General features: G+C 36.4%; 20 protein-coding genes. 6 read left to right on the top strand and 14 right to left on the bottom strand.

Annotated features, from left to right (window positions below):
- Positions 1 to 75: 75 nt before the first annotated feature.
- The 6 genes from ACFVT8_RS13035 to ACFVT8_RS13010 form a co-directional block, all read right to left on the bottom strand.
- Positions 76 to 810 carry a hypothetical protein gene (locus tag ACFVT8_RS13035; RefSeq protein ID WP_387080728.1) on the bottom strand — a complete coding sequence of 245 codons (735 nt, stop codon included), beginning with the start codon at positions 808 to 810 and terminating at the stop codon, positions 76 to 78.
- A gap of 321 nt (positions 811 to 1,131) precedes the next feature.
- On the bottom strand, positions 1,132 to 1,923 hold the full coding sequence (locus ACFVT8_RS13030; protein WP_387080725.1) for a GNAT family N-acetyltransferase: 792 nt from the start codon (positions 1,921 to 1,923) through the stop codon (positions 1,132 to 1,134).
- Positions 1,916 to 3,715, bottom strand: a complete 1,800-nt coding sequence (gene abc-f / locus ACFVT8_RS13025) for a ribosomal protection-like ABC-F family protein (RefSeq protein WP_387080722.1) — start codon at positions 3,713 to 3,715, stop codon at positions 1,916 to 1,918. The genes ACFVT8_RS13030 and abc-f overlap by 8 nt, the downstream gene beginning before the upstream one ends.
- Positions 3,716 to 3,818: 103 nt before the next feature.
- Positions 3,819 to 3,959 carry an RAxF-45 family protein gene (locus tag ACFVT8_RS13020; protein WP_166672191.1) on the bottom strand — a complete coding sequence of 47 codons (141 nt, stop codon included), beginning with the start codon at positions 3,957 to 3,959 and terminating at the stop codon, positions 3,819 to 3,821.
- 408 nt (positions 3,960 to 4,367) lie between these two features.
- Positions 4,368 to 4,685: a YjdJ family protein gene (locus tag ACFVT8_RS13015; RefSeq protein ID WP_387080719.1), complete on the bottom strand. Its 318-nt coding sequence runs from the start codon at positions 4,683 to 4,685 to the stop codon at positions 4,368 to 4,370.
- Between the two features lie 249 nt (positions 4,686 to 4,934).
- A complete protein-coding gene (locus tag ACFVT8_RS13010; RefSeq protein ID WP_387080716.1) occupies positions 4,935 to 5,963 on the bottom strand; it encodes an AbrB family transcriptional regulator in 1,029 nt (342 codons plus the stop codon).
- Positions 5,964 to 6,187: 224 nt separating this feature from the next.
- On the opposite strand from ACFVT8_RS13010, the gene ACFVT8_RS13005 reads away from it, so the two are divergent.
- The 6 genes from ACFVT8_RS13005 (at position 6,188) to ACFVT8_RS12980 (ending at position 10,081) form a co-directional block, all read left to right on the top strand.
- Positions 6,188 to 6,637, top strand: coding sequence for a LytTR family DNA-binding domain-containing protein (locus tag ACFVT8_RS13005; protein WP_387080713.1), 450 nt, complete (start codon positions 6,188 to 6,190; stop codon positions 6,635 to 6,637).
- 1 nt (position 6,638) lies between these two features.
- Positions 6,639 to 7,043, top strand: coding sequence for a DUF3021 domain-containing protein (locus ACFVT8_RS13000; RefSeq protein ID WP_387080711.1), 405 nt, complete (start codon positions 6,639 to 6,641; stop codon positions 7,041 to 7,043).
- Between the two features lie 5 nt (positions 7,044 to 7,048).
- Positions 7,049 to 7,969 carry an ABC transporter ATP-binding protein gene (locus tag ACFVT8_RS12995; protein ID WP_387080708.1) on the top strand — a complete coding sequence of 307 codons (921 nt, stop codon included), beginning with the start codon at positions 7,049 to 7,051 and terminating at the stop codon, positions 7,967 to 7,969.
- A complete protein-coding gene (locus tag ACFVT8_RS12990; RefSeq protein WP_387080705.1) occupies positions 7,969 to 8,844 on the top strand; it encodes an ABC transporter permease in 876 nt (291 codons plus the stop codon). Before ACFVT8_RS12995 ends, ACFVT8_RS12990 begins: the two co-directional genes overlap by 1 nt.
- A 123-nt stretch (positions 8,845 to 8,967) precedes the next feature.
- Positions 8,968 to 9,723: a DUF2087 domain-containing protein gene (locus ACFVT8_RS12985; protein WP_387080702.1), complete on the top strand. Its 756-nt coding sequence runs from the start codon at positions 8,968 to 8,970 to the stop codon at positions 9,721 to 9,723.
- A gap of 16 nt (positions 9,724 to 9,739) precedes the next feature.
- Positions 9,740 to 10,081, top strand: a complete 342-nt coding sequence (locus ACFVT8_RS12980; RefSeq protein ID WP_387080699.1) for a GIY-YIG nuclease family protein — start codon at positions 9,740 to 9,742, stop codon at positions 10,079 to 10,081.
- Positions 10,082 to 10,383: 302 nt separating this feature from the next.
- Here ACFVT8_RS12980 and ACFVT8_RS12975 read toward each other — a convergent pair whose 3' ends face one another.
- The 8 genes from ACFVT8_RS12975 to ACFVT8_RS12940 all read right to left on the bottom strand — a co-directional run bounded on the left by ACFVT8_RS12975 (position 10,384) and on the right by ACFVT8_RS12940 (position 18,992).
- Positions 10,384 to 10,743, bottom strand: coding sequence for an MmcQ/YjbR family DNA-binding protein (locus ACFVT8_RS12975; RefSeq protein ID WP_387080696.1), 360 nt, complete (start codon positions 10,741 to 10,743; stop codon positions 10,384 to 10,386).
- Positions 10,744 to 10,926: 183 nt separating this feature from the next.
- Entirely contained in the window at positions 10,927 to 11,742 is an 816-nt protein-coding gene (locus tag ACFVT8_RS12970) for a YitT family protein (protein WP_387080693.1), read from the bottom strand.
- Positions 11,743 to 11,850: 108 nt separating this feature from the next.
- Positions 11,851 to 13,176: a M48 family metallopeptidase gene (locus ACFVT8_RS12965; RefSeq protein WP_387081511.1), complete on the bottom strand. Its 1,326-nt coding sequence runs from the start codon at positions 13,174 to 13,176 to the stop codon at positions 11,851 to 11,853.
- Between the two features lie 228 nt (positions 13,177 to 13,404).
- Positions 13,405 to 14,202: a CYTH domain-containing protein gene (locus tag ACFVT8_RS12960; protein WP_387080691.1), complete on the bottom strand. Its 798-nt coding sequence runs from the start codon at positions 14,200 to 14,202 to the stop codon at positions 13,405 to 13,407.
- A gap of 20 nt (positions 14,203 to 14,222) precedes the next feature.
- A complete protein-coding gene (locus ACFVT8_RS12955; protein WP_387080688.1) occupies positions 14,223 to 15,290 on the bottom strand; it encodes an MBL fold metallo-hydrolase in 1,068 nt (355 codons plus the stop codon).
- Positions 15,283 to 16,944, bottom strand: coding sequence for an ABC transporter permease (locus tag ACFVT8_RS12950; protein WP_387080685.1), 1,662 nt, complete (start codon positions 16,942 to 16,944; stop codon positions 15,283 to 15,285). Before ACFVT8_RS12950 ends, ACFVT8_RS12955 begins: the two co-directional genes overlap by 8 nt.
- A gap of 60 nt (positions 16,945 to 17,004) precedes the next feature.
- On the bottom strand, positions 17,005 to 18,030 hold the full coding sequence (locus tag ACFVT8_RS12945; protein ID WP_387080682.1) for an ABC transporter substrate-binding protein: 1,026 nt from the start codon (positions 18,028 to 18,030) through the stop codon (positions 17,005 to 17,007).
- Positions 18,027 to 18,992: an ABC transporter ATP-binding protein gene (locus tag ACFVT8_RS12940; protein WP_387080680.1), complete on the bottom strand. Its 966-nt coding sequence runs from the start codon at positions 18,990 to 18,992 to the stop codon at positions 18,027 to 18,029. The genes ACFVT8_RS12945 and ACFVT8_RS12940 overlap by 4 nt, the downstream gene beginning before the upstream one ends.
- Between the last annotated feature and the right edge of the window lie 117 nt (positions 18,993 to 19,109).

Raw genomic sequence — 19,109 nt, 5'->3', positions numbered from 1 at the left:
TAGTAAAAACCAATAAATAAAAAGCATGTCACCGATTGGGCTTTACTTGGAAGCTCCAATCGGCGGACATGCTTTTTAAGATTCTAGTACATTTAAAATAGCGTCAAGATCATTGACAGCAATATCTAGGCGTTCCTTTGCCTCAATATTTTGCTGTTTTAATTGACTAAACTCTAGCAAATTTTTTTCATGCTTCAACTTGATAGCAGACAAGCGTTCAATTCGCGATTCAACCTTTTCAATTGCTTGCTCACAAACTGCTGTCCATATCTTTTCTGAATGCTGCATTTCAGTTGTTGATGGGTTGTGGTGACGCATAATTCGTGCATATACTACTTCAATTTGTTCAATTAGTTCGGAATAAAAATGTCGCTCAACACGTGTTGTTTGGAATGTTGGGTGCTCTACTTCTTTTGCATATGGGGTAATTTGACGTAGTAGCTTTCCAGCATTTTCTCCAAAACCATGTGATAAATTCAATACATTCATTAACTGTAAAAGTAAACGAATCTCTTCTAGATTAATAAGTTGTGAATCGATGCTTTCCTTTAGCTTTAAAGATTCCATATAGCGTCGATCAAAGTGCTCAATTTCACCATTGCGTTGTTCTACTAAATGATCACCTGCATTGTCTTTTAAGCTTTTAATATAGCGAATTGCATGGCTTTTTAGCTCATCCATTGATAGCAAGTTGTCATTGTCTTGTTGTGGCTTTCCTCGTTGAACATACGCAAATGCATCCATTTTTTGGGGCCATTGTGCTGCTGGGGTTTCTTCTAAGACATTATAGCGTATATAAATTCCGTGCATTCCATATCCTCCAAGTCCATTAAACAAGTATCTTTAAAGAGAGTAAATCGAATTCGCCATTTTTTCAAGTAAAAAACTTTTAAAGATTGAAAATCCTTCTTTCGAAACATCAATTCTAATATCCCGAGTAGTCGATACTGTTCTGGATCACTCCATTTTTCAAATAGAAGGTTTTCCCCCTTTACCTCTGACAAGCTTTGTTTTACACAATTTGAACATATTCTACGACTAAAATTCGAAAAATTAAACCCCTAAAAGCACCATTCCTATGACGTTTGCTGTCCTACAGGAGTATGGCAAAATTTTTTTCGTTCATCCTAATTAAGTCTCTTGTCGTATTTGCTTAATGCTTTTACCCTCAGTAAAGGCATGAATTGATTTTATTGTGCCTACTGATTTGAAATTTGCCCTGTCATAGACCTTGGCGACCTGTTCATTGATAGGCAAAATCCAGAGATATTCTAACCCTTTCTTTACCGACTCTTGCTGAATATGTTGCAAAATATATCCAATTAATCCTCGTCCTCGATGGCTTTCAAGTGTTGCTACACTTTCAACTCTCCCTTGATTTCCTGAGACGAAAATATTGGCAGTACAGCAAGCTGCGCCATCCAATCTTAATAAATAATACGTAAAATACGGAGAATGATAGGTTTCCTCAAATGCTTTTTTGATTAATGCAGGCTCACCAAATGTAGAAATGCTCATTTCTACAGCTAACGCTTCCTCCATATTTGCATCTGTTACCCGCTCAATCTGTATGGCTGGATTATGTGATAATTGCGAGTATTCACCATTCCAACACTGTACATCATCAGTAAAACTTTCATATTGAAAGCCATGATTCTCTAAAGCTTCTATACATGACTGATTTTCCTCCACATTGTATAAATACAATCTTGGGGTGAGTGCTTTTGCTTGATAAAAATCCTTGATTTTCTTTAAAAACATATCTGGTTCGACAATCTTCTTCCAAATGTGTGCATGATTGGCGTCGTAATATGTTGGCATTTCCTTATTGTAAAATAATACTCCTTCATGACATGTTTCCATCTCACTAAAACTTTTAATATAATCAATATCTAACTGCATGATATGCTCTATTTTATGCATCTTTTGTTCCTCCTTCAATCCATTTTTCATATAAATCCTCAAGCTGCTGTTCAAGCTTTTGACGTTGCTCCTTAGCAAGTGTCGGCTCCTTTAATCTCATTTCGAGCTTTTCAATTTGTTCTTCAATTGTTATTTCTTTTTTAACAGCATAGGATTTTTCAGACACTTCTTTTATAACTGGTTCTTTTACTATTTCTAAGCGTTTTTGTCTTGCCCATTCATAGTCACCTTCAAATACTTGGATCATTTCGTGCTCAATCCATGCTACTTTTGTAAAAATCTTTTGTAAAAAATAACGGTCATGTGAGACACCAATAATAGTTCCTTCAAAGGACTCCAGTGTATCTTCCAATACCTCTCTCGCTTCAATGTCTAAATGGTTGGTCGGCTCATCTAACATCAATAAATTAATATCCTCATGCATTAATTGTGCAAGACGTAAGCGCATTTTTTCACCGCCACTTAAATCCTTCACTTTTTTAAAAACGTCATAGCCATAAAATAAAAACTGCGCAAGAATATGACGTGCCTCAGCCTCCGACACAGAGACGCTCTCACGAAAGGCATCTATTAAGCGAATGGTCGGATTTTTATGTTCAAATTGCTGAGAAAGGTAGCCAATTTTCACACTGCTGCCGACATGACAAGCACCGTCACTAGGTTCAACCTCACCTAACATCATTTTTAATAACGTTGATTTTCCACTGCCATTGCCACCAACAATCGCCAGTCGTTCTCCGAAGTAAACTGCTAAATTACTTTCCTTAAATAATGGTTTCTCAAACGCATGGCTAATGCCCTTCATTTGTACAACCTCTTTACCACTACGCTCAGCCATCGTTAACGCTAAATTCATTTTCTTTTTTGTTGAAGGCTTCTTCACACGCTCTATACGGGCTAGTGCTTTTTCCATACTTTTAGCACGACGATGCAAGCCATCATTTGGCGGATTTGCTTCATTTGCCCATTGCTTTAAGCGCTTTATTGTTTCCTGCATTTTTTTAATTTTCTTTTGCTGTTCTTCGTATTGAGCAAATTGCTGTTCAAGCTTAGCTTCCTTTTGTTTAATAAACGCATCGTAATTTCCAATGTACGTAAATGCCTCTCCATCTTCAATTTCAATTATTTTTTGAGCCATTTGATTCATAAAGTGGCGATCATGTGATACTGCAATAACAATTCCTGCAAAATTTCGGACATAATTTTCTAGCCATTCAATTGCGTGCATATCTAAATGATTCGTCGGTTCATCTAATAACAAAATAGATGGATTACTTAAAAGGATTTGCCCTAGCATTACCTTCGTTTTCTCTCCACCACTTAAGCTACTAAAAGATTGTTCAAGCAATGGTGTTATACCTAGACCATTAGAAATCATAGCTAATTGCGCATCAATTTCATAGCCACCCTGCAGCATAAATTGTTCCTGCACATGACCGTATTGCTGAAGTACCTTATCAGTTACAGCTAACTGCATTTCCTGCTCAAGCTTTGTCATTTTTGCCTTTAATGCATAAATTTCCGCAAATGCTTCCTCCAGCACTTCCTTCACTGAGAACATAGGATACTGTGGAATTTGATGTAAATAACCAATCGTCGCTTCCTTACTTTTTATGATTCGTCCTTTATCTGGCGTATCCAAACCAGCTAGTAACTGTAATAAAGTCGTTTTCCCACTGCCATTTACGCCAACAATGGCAACATGCTCCCCTGTATTTACTTCTAATTGAAGCCCTTCAAATAAAACATTTCCACCAATAATTTTTTGTATTTGTTCAGCCTTAATTTGCATCGTTTTTTCCTCCAATGAAACGTGCGAAAAACATCTATAGACACAAAAAAGACTACTCGATTAACAAGCAGTCTTTTCCTCATTATTTTGTGAAAAAGAATGGTTAATTCGCTACGTTTGATATTTGATTTTGCTTAAAAATGGACAGACCTATCCCGTTGTTCGCAAAATCGAAAGTAATCACACGTGCAAAATACATAGCTGTATCCACTTTTACACATGTTTTCGTAGCGTTTTTATTCATTCTTTTTCACCTCCGTTCAATATAATTAAATTTATATTACCATAATTCAGGTAATTTTGAAAAGGGTAAATTACATTCTTTCACATTTTTTCAGCCTTGCATCATAACGAAGGTTGCCGTTCCGGTCGAGTACCAATCCTAAAATTCATCACTCATTCCCCAATCAAGATGTTTATTAAAAAAATGCGAACTCCTGTACAAATACTAATGTACTATAGCTCGCACGTTTATGTTGCACTAATCAACTATTATGGCTGTAATTAAAACACTGTATTTTTTTCTTGTACCATAAACTTATCGCCACACTTATAAAAATTAATGCACCGACAGCCGTAATCCAAAAAAATACGTTTCCTCCAACAGTTGATGAATTAAAAAATATAGTGCTAATAACAATAAATACACAACTTATAATCCCTGACAAAAAATGGCTAACTGACCATTTAGTTGAAAAATGAAAAATATAAGTACAGTACAAATATAAAGAACACTTACTGCCATAATAGTCGGGAAAAACGGTTGGAATTTAGCCACATAAACAAAGTAATCAAGCTGGCTAATATCCTGGCCATTGTTTATCTCAATATTAAATATCTGAGAAAACGGGGTTGAATACTTCCATTCCAGCGTATTATCTATGATATCACTTCCCTCATACCAAGAAATAGCTGATGACATCAATAAAGTTAAGAAACCAAGAATTAGTTGAATTACATATTTAAACAATGTTCTTCTCCCTTCTCCCTTTGAAGTTAAAGACGTTAGAATAAGTTTTCGGTTTCCAAAATTAACAACTCTTTACAATATTAGGATCAATATCATAACGTCTGGTTGATTGCCATTCCGACTGGAGGCTCCGATGAGACTCAAGAAGTCACCCAGCCTACACTTCAATCAACTTATATACATGACAGTGATTATCATCTTTATTTTATATATTTTCCATACAATAAACTGGTGATATCCACCCGTATTCTATGTTTTCACTTTTTTCACAAACATCTTAACAAACGGTACGAGGAAAACGGATACGACTAGCACTCGGAATAGCTGAAATGCGGTGACGATTGTGACCTTTGCATGAACGGAAGCGGCGATAATCCCCATTTGATCAAGCCCGCCTGGTACAATACTTAAAAATCCTGTTCGAAAATCAATACTGTAAAAACTCTCCATGACAAATGTTAAGCCATAAGCAGCGCCAATGAAGATCCCTGCCGAAACAAAAGCGTAAAATACATGCTTCTTTGATAAATGTAGATCGTCTTTTTTCAATAAAAGCCCAATGTAAATGCCGAGCATTAGTTGCGCAATATGAAGTAGTGACAATGGCAATTTTGGTACGTCAATCCCTGCTATATTGATGCCCATTAATAAAAACACTGGACCAAGCATATAGCCTGTCGGAATTTTCACCTTTTGCGCCAGCCACCCCGCTACTCCACAAACAGCAAGTAAAACTACTAAGCTCCATGTGTACGCTCCATTGACAACCACATCAGTTCCCCCAGAGCTTGACAACATTAATGGCACAAAGCCAACGATTAAAAGAACCCGTAATATTTGGAAGAACGTAATGACGGCCATATCCATATCCCCCTGCTCCTCCGCAAAGGCAACAACCTGTGACATGCCACCAGGTACACAGCATGTCAACGCGGTCGCAAAATCTAAATCCGCACGTTTTGCTACTAAAAAACTAACGCCAAAAAACAATACAATAAATAAGAAGTTTAAAACAATCATACTTCCTATAAATTGTTTAATATCCTGCACCGCTTCTGGTGTAAACGCAAAACCAATGGAATATCCCGCAACGATTAAACCAAAATTACGAAAATATTTATGCCATTTCAATTGTACTTTTGTCGATAACTGAACAATTAGAACCGCCGCAATAGCTCCAAGTAACCACGGCATCGGAATATGTAATACATTAAATAAAATCGCACCTGTTAAACCAATACATAGTGTAATAAACATGTGCTTGTCAAAAATAAACATAGAAGCAACCCCTCATGACTGTATCATTCTATTATGCCGTGAACCTGCCTATTTTTCTACTTCATTGCTTTTTTGCAATGTAGTATATCGTTAAAATTGAACCTGTTATTTATAAAATTTAACCTCTTATCCAAGATTTTCTCCAATCCAAAATTTTCTATGCTACATTATTATTACCTGATTCAGTGTTTCTCCATAGCGGAGATATGTAAAGGAGGCCTCCAATGAAAATTCACTTAACAATCAATAGTGCATTAGAAGAAACTGAAGTTCATATACACGCAAAGGAATATACCGAGCAAATTGAACGACTGATGAAGCAACTACAAACTTCACAAACAACAATGTTAGATGGCTACTTTCAGCAGGAAATTCATATGCTAAAAATTTCAGATATTTACTCTATTTACGCAGAGGGTGCAAAAGTATTTTTGCAGACGGAGGAACAGGAATTCGAAACAAAACGTAAATTATATGAGCTGGAAGCACAATTAGCGAAAGACTTTGCCCGAGTCAGCAAATCGACACTTGTCAACATTAATAAAATTGCCTCTATTCAAATGGGTAAAATCGGTACAACAGAACTGATTTTAGAAAACGATGTGTCCGTCCATGTTAGCCGGAAATATTTAAAAGAACTAAAACACCACTTAGGGATTGGGAGGGACTCATAATATGAAATTTATTCGCATGATGATTATTGGAATACTCATATCACTTAGCTCTTCCTACATCTTAGTAACATTAAGTGTCATATCTAATAACGCTGTAATGACAGGGCCGGAATTACTTGAACAAATTATCATCGCTGCCATACTTGGAGCTGTAATAGGTCTACTATCCATTATCTTTGATATAGAGCGTTTACCTTTTATTGTTCAGTTTATTTTACATGTCATTGCAGTTACGCTGAGTGTTATGATTGCTGGCTATTTCGGACGTTGGTTTGAACATTCAAGCATTTCGTCTATTTTTATAAGCGAAGCTATTATTTTCTTTTTCGCTTGGTGCATTATTTATGTAATCCAAAAAAATGATATTGCAAAAATCAATCAAGTAATTCAAAAAAGAAAGGAATAAACAATATGACCTTTGCTATACAAGTTGAAAATCTATGTAAGCAATATGGCGATCACCAAGCCGTAAAAGGTATTTCATTTACGGTAGAACAAGGCTCTCTCTTCGCCTTTTTAGGCGCGAATGGTGCGGGGAAATCAACGACTATTGAAATACTCTGTACTTTATTAAAAAAATCAAACGGTACAGTAAACATTAATGGCTATACACTTGATGCAAGCAATGACAATGCGGAAATTCGAAAATCCATTGGTGTCGTATTCCAGCAAAGTTTACTAGATGCACGATTAACGGTGCGGGAAAATATCCTTCATCGTGGTAAAACATATGGCTTATCGAAAAAACAATTGGCCGAAAATTATCAATTCGTTTCAACATATTTGCATTTAGCTGATATAGAAAATCGCAAATATGGAACTTTATCAGGTGGTCAAAAAAGACGTGCTGATATCGCTCGAGCCCTTATCCATCGACCAAAAATTTTGTTTTTAGATGAGCCAACAACTGGACTTGATCCACAAACACGGCAATTCGTTTGGCAAGCCGTTAAGCAACTTCAGCTCGAAACAAACATGACTGTTTTTTTAACAACGCATTATATGGAGGAAGCGGCAGTTGCTCATCAAGTCATCGTCTTAAAAGAAGGAGAAATTGTTGCTGAAGGGACACCTGATGAACTTAAAACAAAATACGCCTATGATTCAATGGCTCTTGTTTTTCATAATAGTTCCGAAGGGATCCAGTGGCTCGAGGAAAATGCTATCTCCTATACAGAAAAGCTAGGTATTTTCTCCATTCGAGTCGAATCGACACTAAATGCTTTAACTCTATTAAAAAAGGCGGAATCGCTTATTGCTTCATTTGAAGTAATCAAAGGTACGATGGATGATGTCTTTCTTCATATTATGGCCGAAGAAGGTGTAGCTTAATGGAAGCATTATTTAGCTTAGTAAAACGAAATAATAAGGTTTTCAGACGTGATAAAACACAAGTCTTTTACTCTCTACTTTCTGTCATTATTGTTATTGTCCTTTATGCAGTATTTCTTCAAAAATCGCAAGTAAATGCCATTGAAGCAGTGACAAAGGCTACCCCAGAAGTGGTAACAATGGTCAATGAGTGGATTGTCGCAGGTTTACTCTCTATGATTGCTGTTACTACTACACTCGCTGCGTATGCCATTGCTGTTAGAGACCTTGAATCAAAAGCGCAAGCTGATTTTCTCACAGCCCCTATCTCGCGAGCAACCATTCAATTTAGCTATGTCTTAAATGCCTTTTTCATTGGCTGCATCTTTTCCTTTATCGCCCTTATTGGCTGTGAAATATTTCTCGTATCAACTGGCGGTGAACTACTAAGCTTTGGAGATTTCATGAAAGTAGTAGGCTTACTATTTTTATCTGTGTTACTTGCCAGTGTTTTTAATCTCTTCCTTGTATTACTCGCTAACAGCCAACATTCATTTTCAACGCTTAGTACGATCGTCGGCACAGCACTTGGTTTCTTATGTGGTGTTTATGTACCTGTTGGGGCACTTCCAAGCTTTGCTCAAAATGTTATTATGTATTTCCCAATCAGCCATACAACTTTACTCTTACGCAATGCCTTTATGGAGAGCTCAATTTCCAAAGTTTTCGAAGGTGCGCCCGCTTTACAGTTAGAAGAATATAAAAAAGTATATGGTATTGTCTATGACCTTCATGGAAATATATTAAGTACCTCAACAAGCATGATCATTATTGTCGTCACAATTATTGCGCTAGCTATCTTATCAATCATTATTTTTAAAAAGAAAAATAAATAAACGCTTTCGCACATCGTTTATAAAACGATGTGTTTTTTATTGATTTTATTTAAACAATTTGTTATTTTAATAATATATAAGCAAACAAAATAGATAATCGTTTGTTTTACAGGAGGACTTCCAATGGATGTAAATGAATTATTTTGGCAAGCTTCGATTCATGACATAAAAAAGGGCTACAACGATGAAGCAACACACTTCACTTGTTTGCTTTGCGGGGAAAAGATTGAAAAGGGTATTATTTATCCACATGAAGGCGTTCTCTACGAGGCAGAAAAATTTATGCAACATCATATTGCTGCTGCACATCAATCCGTATTTCATTATTTAAATAGCCTTAATAAAAAAATGACTGGACTTACTGATCATCAAAGTCATATTTTACGCTTATTTTATGAAGGAAAAACCGACCAAGACATTAAAGAAGAATTGGAGATCGGTAGTGCAACAACAATACGTCATCATCGCTTTACCCTTAAAGAAAAGGAACGTCAAGCGAAAACCTTTCTTGCAATGATGGAACTATTAAAAGAACAGAATCGAAAGGAAGAAAGCTTTGTACCTATTCACAAAACAGCTACGATGGTCGACGATCGCTATAATATAACGATTTCTGAAGAACAGCAATTGCTTGAAAAGTACTTTCCAAACGGTATAGGCAAAGAGCTTGTCCGCTTCCCAAAACGTGAAAAGCATAAAATTGTGATACTTCGTGCAATCACAAAACTTTTCGATGAAACAAAACAGTATTCAGAAAAAGAATTAAACGAAATGATTCAGCCGATGTATGAGGACTATGTGCAAATACGTCGCTATTTAATCGAATACGGCTTCATGGATCGACAAGAGGATGGCAGTGCTTACTGGATAAAAAAATAAGAAAGAAGGGTTTCGAATGGATCATAAAAAAGAATTAAAGGAAATATATAAAGAAATAAAAATTGAAGCTGGTGTTTTTACAATGACCAATCAACAAAATGGTAAAGTATTTGTTGGTAGCTTCAATAATTTAAAACGCTTAAACGGCTTTCAATTTATGTTAAAAACAAATACACATACTAATAAAGAGCTACAAGCTGATTACAACTCGTTCGGCAATGATGCTTTTGATATTGAAGTTGTGGAGTATTTAAAGAAAAAAGAAGAGGGCTATTTCGATGCCAAAAAAGAGCTAGAAAAGCTAGAACAAAAATGGCTCGACAAGCTTCAGCCATTTGGTGAACGCGGATATAACTAGGTATAGAGCGGGACTACAAAAAAGAATCTGTTTTCTCCGTAATTTAGATGGAGAAACTTGCAGATTCTTTTTTAATTTCGTATATTGTGTTTTATACGTGGGGATTCACCACTTCTAGGGTTCCTTTTCGCCGGAAGAGCAAATTTCAGTTGGACCCGAGCAGTTTTCCCTTGCACCTGATCAGTTCTCTAACTGACCCGAGCATTTCTTTGATTAACCTTAGCAGTTTTCTCTTAAACCTGGGTTCTTCGCCAGTCTACCCCCACTTCTTTGTGCGAGATCATCCTACTTATTCTCACACTTCATTTCTTAATTTCCTGCTGTGCTTTTTTTGTTAGCTTTCCGTAAACTAGCTCATACGAATGGTTGATTAAATTTTCAACTAAATCAATAGGTACGTCATGTGCATCCATATAGATTGAATTCCAATGTGTTTTATTCATATAGTAACCTGGAATAATACCTTCATATGCTTCTCTCAACTCTTCAGCTCGATTAGGTTCACATTTCAAAGTAAGTACTGGTCTTCTAGCACCATCTTCGCCCATCATTCCATACATTTTACCACCAATGTGATAGCGATCCGCTTGCCATTCTTCTTTGTAATCATACGTTGTTCCACGAAGTTTTAGGCAATAGGCATGAATTGTTTCTTTGTTCATTATTTAGCCCCTTTTCATTATAAACATAAAAACACACGTTCGATTATATTCATTATAATCAATAACGTGTGTAGAGGAAATAATTATTTATTTTAAATTGCCAGATGAGCCGCTTTGTAATATGGTTATTTTTTAAAAAAGTGCTGCGTTAGCCACACGAAACGCGTTATTACAGGACATCCTTTACTTTACGCCTCTATCAAACATGCCGATGACCTCGGTAGTTTGCAATATATTGACAAAGGCTTTGGCATCTGTTTCCTTGATCATACCTTTAACTTCAGCAAGCTGATAGCGTGTAATGACGGTAATCAATACTTTTCGCCCTTCTCCTGAATAAGCACCCTTAGCATCCATAATAGTTACACCTCTATGAAGCTTTTTCAGTAGTTGCTGTTTCACATCCTCGCCCTTGCTCGTAATAATCATCAGTGTCAATTTAATATGACTCGTATGAATGGTGTCAACAACCTTCCCAGTGGCATAAATCGATACGAGCGTCAATAATGCTGCATCCCAGCTAAAAACGAAGCCGGAGATAGCTACAACGATACCATTCATCGCGGAGATTAATGTACCAAGTGGAAAATCTCGTTTGCGGCTTAACAGCATTGCTATAATATCAAAACCTCCAGAGGAACCTGCCGCACGAAAAATCATGCCCATCCCTACGCCCACAATAACACCACCAAATAACGAGGCAAGAATTGGCTCTTGTGTTGCTTTATAAATCGGAATAATATACAAGCTTACAGACAAGACAACTACTGAAAGAATGGTATAGCTAATGAAACGCTTCCCTAATTTCATAACCCCTATAATAAGCAACGGCAAATTCAATAGTAAATTTAAAACTCCCGTATTCAAGGGTGTAATAATCCCTAGCATAATGGCAATCCCACTTAATCCCCCACTTAAAATCTCATGCGGAATTAACAAAAAATTGTAAGCAAAGGCGACTAATATTGATGAAAGTGTAATTACGACAATATTACGCATAATAATTCCCCTATCATTAACGAACGAGTTTTGTACTTCTTTCCCTTAGAATACCCAACTAATTCGTTCACAAAACCTAGAGTATTGCACTACTGCTTTTAGCGGTAGTTATTTCTTCTGTTGTTCTTTTTTCTGCTCCTCTTTTAACGGCACTTCTTTTAATGGCTCCACATTATTTTCTTCAGCTTTATCCGCTACCTTATAAATACGTTCAAGCATTGGCGGATGTGTATAACGGAACCACTTTACAAGTAATTGTGGGTTTACCTCACTTAAACCCGATATCGTTAGTTTCTGGAATGCTGTAATTGCCGACTCTCGATCACCCGTTAGTGAAATCGCATATTGATCAGCTCTATTTTCCTGATACCTCGAAACATAATTCGACAGAGGGCTCGATGCAAATAATAAAACAGATGTTAGGAGTAAAAATAATGGATAAGAACTTATATCACCGATTTTTTTTATTTTTAATACCTTTCCGTAACGTCCAATGAACCACCTTAAACATTTCGCCGTCAGCCATAAGCCTATCAATGTCAACAGAAGATATCCAGCAATACCAAAATAAATATGCTTTTCAACATAATGTCCCATTTCATGTGCCATGATAAATAATATTTCATTATCTGTTAAACGATTTAAAGTTGTATCCCATAGCACAATTCTCGAATTACTGCCAATACCCGTTACATAGGCATTTAAGGCGTTCGTTTTTTCTGCCATATTGACTTCATATACGTGCTCTGCTGGTATATTTGCCTGTGCAGCAATAGACAAAATTTTCTCTTCTAACTCCTTATTTTTCAGTGGATAAAAATCATTATATAAAGGATCGATGACTACGGGCTGAATAAACATAACAAATATTGTAAATGGAATCGTTAGAAACCATACATATAGCCACCATCTTTTAGCACTTTTTTTAATAAGCCAATAAAGGACAGATATGATAATAAAACTCATGCCAAAGTTGACCCAAAAATCAATAATGCCATCTCGCATCCATGACGAAAACGCTTGTGTACTAATTCCGTAGGTTTTGCTTAAATTGTAACGATAATAATCGAGTGGAAATAGTACAACATATAGTAAAAGTGATAATAAGAATAAGTAACTTGCATTTTGTAACAGCTTCCATTTTGTTTGTGACGTCGCGACCTTTTCGAAATAACGTGATACGCCCATAATTAATATCATGAAATAGATTAACCATTCCAAAGGTGTAGCAACAAAGAATAGGAAGTTCCGTATTTTAGAATATTCACCGCTCAAATATAGTTCTTTTTCAGACATAAACATCACTGGATCTGCGGCTGTTCCCTGCATCGCTCGTGGTATTGTACCACCGCCGCTGTGGAATATATACCAATACATACACAGCACATAAACACCGAATAAAAGTAGCGCGACAATTCCCATTTTTTTCGCTATGTCATTTCCTCCCTTGTTCAACACTAAGTTCGTCCTATAGTAAGTGTAAGCTAAAATGAAAAAGTTAGAACAATTTTTTCTTTGTTTTTATTTACCTTCTACGCTACTTGACACTTAAAAGAAAAAATTCGCCCCACTTCTTCAAATAAGTGACAAACCATGGATGCTAATGCACCACAGCTTGTTCGCTTTTACAAGAAGTGTCGCGAATTTTAAAAAACTTATATTTTACTTATCCATAACAAATCCCGTTTTGCCACGTTGATCATGACTTAAATACCCTGCGGATTCTAATTCATCTTGCCATTCTTTTTCTATAACAGCGGCCTTTAATGCACCCTCTTCTTTTGTTGATAATTCTACCATCGTCTCTCCTTGGTATTGCCAAACCTCAATATCCGCCGCATAGCCCGCAAAGCTTCCTTTATATGTTGTAGCCTTTGCAGGACCATAAACTACAGCTTGAGATAAAGTATTTTGATACCATGATTCGGAATCCCAATTAAAAATTTTCTTCGGAGCATTTTCTAAAATTAATTTTTTTGCTGCACTTGTATCCACTCCATCATAGGAAACTTTAGTTGTAGTCTTTAATGATTCCTTACGACTTATCGTAAACGTACGATTGCCACCTTTAATATCCATTTCAAATTTATAATTAGATTCTGCTCCAGTAAAACCATGACTTTCTGTTATTGCAATTGCTTCATCCAGTGGTGTATTTAAAAATCTCTTTTTATAGGTGATATCCATTTTATTGCTCCCTTTGTAGACACGCAAACGGTGGATATAATCCTCATTTAAAAAATCTTTACTTGGAGCATCAAAGAAATATACCTTTACCTCATCTTTTTTTGTAGCTTGGAAAACATTTAAAATATCTGATTCAGCAAAGAGTTCAGATTTAATATTAAATTTAATCTCATGCTCTGGATCGATTGCTGCCTCCGCTTTTGTGGAACCGAACCCAATAATGCTAACAAGTACAATGCCAATTAAGCATAAATTCACTAAACAATTCTTCATATGGTCTCCTCCTTTAGTAATTACAAGAAAGTCGTTTCGCTATTCGTTAATGAACTGTGAAAATAGATTGTTTTATGTGCATTTATTTCCTTAGATAGTGCGACGATATCATGAAAATCCGGATGCGTTTTGTAAAAAAATTCCTTGTGTTGATTTTTGAAATGCTGCAATTTGTATTTGCCTCTATTCCAATAACCCGTAAAGATGACTATAGCTGTAGGTTTTTTATGAAGTAGCTTCACTAATTTAGCTTCATCACGCTCAGGAACAAAATAAATGACGTTTTCACTTTCTGTTTTCTTTGCCAAACATTCTAATTTAAACTGTTGCAAAATAGTTTTTTTAGTAGACAATAAATTTTCTGGTGCCTCATAATAATTTTCAAATAAGGATAACAATTCAGGATCTACATGTATCGCTCTTGTTGTATGCTGAAAAAGATAGGCTGCAATATCGGCTGTTTTTCCTGAGAAAGAGGATGGGAAAATGATTGGGCGGCCTGGATTTACATTGATATATTCGGTCATTTGCTGCAATACTTCTAAATTATCGATGCGTTTTTCGACATGGCCGCTATCAATAATGGCTACATTATAAACATTCCTGTCCTCTATCGGTAGCGTCGCTTTCAACAAATAGGAGTCCACTACATAATCGCCAGAATAAAATATCACCTCCTTAAAAAAACGAATCTTATACCATACGCTTCCTATTAAATGCCCATTGTAGCCCCATTGAAAAGCTAGATGATTACTAACATCTAGCCACTCACCAATTGACTCTGATTGAAAGGTTCTTGTATTTTGGCAAAACTGCTTTAATTGCTGCGCAGTCATATTACTCATAATGATCGGTCCTGTGTATCCCCATCTCTCGAGTAAAGGGAGAGCACCTGTATGATCTGTATGTGAATGTGATATAAACACTGCATCAAGCTTCGCCACATGAGCTTGTGTTAAATTTGGAAGAGTCTTTTGTCGATTGTTCATCACTCCACAATCGAGTAAAATAGCATGTCCATTATTTTCAATGAAAAAGCAGTTACGGCCATACTCACCGACCCCACCTAAAATCTCTACATTAAGCATCCACACGTCCTCCCCCTTTTTGTAACAAGGCAAACAACAACATGAAAATAACAGTCATGATGACTGTTATTACTGCAACAGCCATTCCTTCCCCGACATTTCCTTGTTCAAATTGACTGTAAATAAATGTTGCACCAGTCTCTACCGAAGGGGGCAAAATAAGTAATCCAGCGACAAGCTCACGCATAGAAATAATAAACGTCATCGTCATTCCAGCAAAAATTCCCTGCATTAATAATGGAATGATGATTTGTCGATAAATAGCCCAACTACTTCGCCCAAAAATAGCTGCAGATTGGAATATCGAAGAATCTAATTGTGATAAAGATGACTTTATATATTGCACGGAATACGGTAAAAAAAGTACACAATACGTGACCACAACCATTGCCTTTGTGTTATAAATGGTCGCTGGTAACCACGGTGAATTCCAAAACATGATTAACCCCACTACAAAAACAATTCCAGGAATAATATTAGGCATTAAACTAAAGAAATCTAATACTTGCTGCTTTTTTGTTTCTCCTTTTTTAATGTATAAGGCAATAAACAAGCCAATAATCGCTGTAACGACAGCTGTGATTATGGAGAAAACAACACTATTTAAAAATGCTGACAATCCTGCACTTCCACTTGTAAACACTTCCTGATAGGAGGCAAAACTAAAATTCCCTGCTTGCAAACCATCTCCCCTAACTTTTTGCAAAGATGTTACGATAATCGAAAAGTAAGGAATACCGATCGATAGCAAAATAACGATCCCCACAAAAAGCCACGAACCAAGCTTGACATACCACTTATCTTTAATCTCGCGAATTGCTGGTGTTTTTCCAGAAAGCACGCTATATGTATATTTGCGCCCAATAAGGTTTTGAAAATACCAGATCACGAGACAAACCGACAGTAAAAATAATGAAAGCGATGTTGCCATACTAATATCTACAGGCCACCTAGATAGGTAAGAATGAATTTCCGTAGTAAATACTTGAAAACCAATTCGATTACCAAATGTTGCAGGTGTTCCAAATTCAGCTAACGTTTTGATGAAAATTAGTAAACTTCCTAGAACATAGCTAGAAACCAATAAAGGTAAAATTATTTTCGTCCAATTTCTCCAAGGGCTTCGGCTAAAAATTAGTGCAGCATCAAGAAAGGATCCATTAATTCTTAATAGCGTATTTTTTAGCATTAAATATAGAAAAGGAAAAAGGTGCAAGCTCATAATCATGACCATTCCAGACAAAGAGAAGAAAGCTTCAGACATCCAAGCAGCACTTGGAAATAGCTGTTGGAGAAATCCATTATTTTGCATAAACAATATCCAACCCATCGAGCCAATATACGGTGGAGTCATAAACGGAATCGTTAGAACGATGTCTAGCCAATTATATTTATACAAGCTTGTTTTCGTTCTTATTAACGCCATAGGAAATGCTATAATTGTTGTCCCTATAATAACTAAAACTCCTAATAGTATAGAGTTTCCAAGAGTATGCCACACTCTCTCGTTGGCAAACATTCTATTAATTTGTGAAACATCTAATTGCCCATCTTTCATAAATGTATAAAACACAGTGGCAATTAACGGTGCGATAGCAAACGTGATGACAAGTGTCAGAATAAATCCAAAAGTTCGTCTACCTTCCATAATCATTGATATTTCAATCCTTCCCTAGAAAAACTTAAAGGAGGCTAAAAAACCTCCCAAAACTACTTAACGAAAAATATCATTGAATTTAGTTAATACTTCAAGCTGCTTAGCTTCTGCACCCTCCCAGTTCACGTTTAGCTGAGGAATTTCATCTAAAGGTGACCGATCCTTAACAGGTATATTTTTGTTACCTGGTAGTAAGAAGGCATCTACGACAAGTTTTTGCCCTTCATCTGACAGTAAAAAATCAACGTACGCTTTTGCACTCTCTACATTTTTTGCATCCTTCAAAATACCAACAGCTCGTGGACTGACAACTGTCCCGCTTTTTGGATAAATAATCTCTACTGGTTCCCCATCAGCTTTTACTTTATAGGCCATATAATCTACCCCTGAAATTGTGGCATTTTTGTCACCAGTAATAACAGCATCTAATGCTTCCTTATTGGCTCCATTCACCTGTAAACCATTTTCTTTCCACTTCTCCATCGTAGTCCAAGCTGCGTTTTCCGCTTCTGTATATCCGTATAGGAAATCTACAGCAGAGCCTGACATGCTTGGATCTGGTATATTAATTTTATTTTTCCATTCAGCTTTTGCTAAATCTGTCCATTCTTCTGGAGCCTGTTGCGTATTTTTGGTATTATAAGCAATCCCTAAAGCTGAGGCGCTGTACCCATAGTAATAACCTTCTGCATCTGACCAATCGCTATTGATTTTCTTTGCATTTACAGCATTTTTATAGCTTTGAAGCTGATTTGTTTCCTTTAAGCCATCCATAGAAGCGACAGAGGCAAGTACAACAACGTCTGCTACAGGGTTATTTTTCTCCGCTTCTAAACGCGATAATATTTTGCCTGTTGTCCCCTGGAACATCTCTACTTTTACTCCTGTTTTCTCTTCAAATACTTGTTGAATATTCGCTGCTAAACCATCTGGACCAGCAGAATATACCGTTAAAGTTTGTTCTTCTTTCGGCGCTGCACTTGATTTTTTATCAATTTCTACTGTTTTATTTCCACAGCCCGCTAATGCTAATGTTAAAAGAATCCCAGCTGTAGCAAATAGTTTTACACTTCGTTTTTTCAATGTAAACCCTCCAATTGATATATTTGTTTTTCATCAATAAAAACCTCAAGCTGCTTTCCATGTTCGATAGGTTCTGGCTCGTAAAAGCTCCAGTGCTTACCATCTACCTGTGCCTGTACTAAATATCGATCACCAACAAAGGTACTTTTTACAATCATCGCTTGTTTCGCAATTGTTCCTGGGCGTGCTACTCTGGAAACTCCTTCAGGTCGTACTATATAATTGCCTTTATCAAACCAGTTCACTTTGCCGATAAAATCCGCTACATATGGCGTTGATGGAGCATGATAAATTTCTTCTGGCGTTCCTACTTGCGCAATTCTCCCTGCCTCCATCACGATAATTTGATCTGACATTGCCATTGCCTCTGTTTGATCATGTGTGACAAAGATTGCCTGACAATCTAGCTCATGAATAATATGCATGATTTCATCTTGCATTTTTTCTCTTAGTACTGCGTCGAGCGCCGATAAAGGTTCATCAAACAAAATAAGCTGCGGATTAGTCGCAAGTGCCCTCGCAAGTGCTACCCGTTGCTGCTGTCCCCCTGATAACTCTCCAGGCTTTCGTTTTTCAAGCCCTTCCATTTTCACCAATCGCATAACATACTCCACTCGAGCCGGAATATCTGACTTTTGAACAATTCCCTTCAGACCAAAAGCAATGTTTTGGAAAATAGTCATATGAGGCCATAATGCAAAATCCTGAAAAACCATTGCAATATTTCGCTTATTTGGTTTTACATTTTTACGGAGTTTAGATGAATAAATGATGGTTTCATCAAAACGAATTTCTCCATTTGTCGGTTGTTCAAGTCCAGCTAATATTTTTAATAACGTTGTTTTACCGCAGCCTGATTGTCCTAAGATTGTAATGAATTTGCTATCCAGCTCAATATTTATAGGCCATAACGCTTGAGCCTGCCCATATTTTTTTTCAATATTCGTGAATGAAATTTTCATAGTATCCTCCTTGCTAATTACAACTATAAATTCCAGATATTTAGAAAATATTAATCTACTATTAATAACTCGTTAAAAAAAATCTAATAAACTAAAGCAAATAGAAGATTTTTTCTA

It is taken from the genome of Lysinibacillus sp. NPDC058147, assembly GCF_042884205.1.
Classification (GTDB): domain Bacteria; phylum Bacillota; class Bacilli; order Bacillales_A; family Planococcaceae; genus Lysinibacillus.
Note: the sequence above shows the minus strand (reverse complement) of the source record. Positions and strands in the feature narration are given on the sequence as shown.

Bases quoted from the DNA above. Each gene is read 5' to 3' on its own strand.
- ACFVT8_RS12995 (WP_387080708.1), top strand. From the start codon at position 7,049: ATGACCTTTGCTATACAAGTTGAAAATCTATGTAAGCAATATGGCGAT.
- ACFVT8_RS12950 (WP_387080685.1), bottom strand. From the start codon at position 16,944: ATGATTATGGAAGGTAGACGAACTTTTGGATTTATTCTGACACTTGTC.
- ACFVT8_RS12955 (WP_387080688.1), bottom strand. From the start codon at position 15,290: ATGCTTAATGTAGAGATTTTAGGTGGGGTCGGTGAGTATGGCCGTAAC.
- ACFVT8_RS13005 (WP_387080713.1), top strand. From the start codon at position 6,188: ATGAAAATTCACTTAACAATCAATAGTGCATTAGAAGAAACTGAAGTT.
- ACFVT8_RS13010 (WP_387080716.1), bottom strand. From the start codon at position 5,963: ATGTTTATTTTTGACAAGCACATGTTTATTACACTATGTATTGGTTTA.
- ACFVT8_RS12975 (WP_387080696.1), bottom strand. From the start codon at position 10,743: ATGAACAAAGAAACAATTCATGCCTATTGCCTAAAACTTCGTGGAACA.
- abc-f (WP_387080722.1), bottom strand. From the start codon at position 3,715: ATGCAAATTAAGGCTGAACAAATACAAAAAATTATTGGTGGAAATGTT.
- ACFVT8_RS13030 (WP_387080725.1), bottom strand. From the start codon at position 1,923: ATGCATAAAATAGAGCATATCATGCAGTTAGATATTGATTATATTAAA.
- ACFVT8_RS13035 (WP_387080728.1), bottom strand. From the start codon at position 810: ATGCACGGAATTTATATACGCTATAATGTCTTAGAAGAAACCCCAGCA.
- ACFVT8_RS12970 (WP_387080693.1), bottom strand. From the start codon at position 11,742: ATGCGTAATATTGTCGTAATTACACTTTCATCAATATTAGTCGCCTTT.
- ACFVT8_RS12960 (WP_387080691.1), bottom strand. From the start codon at position 14,202: ATGAAGAATTGTTTAGTGAATTTATGCTTAATTGGCATTGTACTTGTT.
- ACFVT8_RS12985 (WP_387080702.1), top strand. From the start codon at position 8,968: ATGGATGTAAATGAATTATTTTGGCAAGCTTCGATTCATGACATAAAA.
- ACFVT8_RS13020 (WP_166672191.1), bottom strand. From the start codon at position 3,959: ATGAATAAAAACGCTACGAAAACATGTGTAAAAGTGGATACAGCTATG.
- ACFVT8_RS12940 (WP_387080680.1), bottom strand. From the start codon at position 18,992: ATGAAAATTTCATTCACGAATATTGAAAAAAAATATGGGCAGGCTCAA.
- ACFVT8_RS13000 (WP_387080711.1), top strand. From the start codon at position 6,639: ATGAAATTTATTCGCATGATGATTATTGGAATACTCATATCACTTAGC.
- ACFVT8_RS12980 (WP_387080699.1), top strand. From the start codon at position 9,740: ATGGATCATAAAAAAGAATTAAAGGAAATATATAAAGAAATAAAAATT.
- ACFVT8_RS12990 (WP_387080705.1), top strand. From the start codon at position 7,969: ATGGAAGCATTATTTAGCTTAGTAAAACGAAATAATAAGGTTTTCAGA.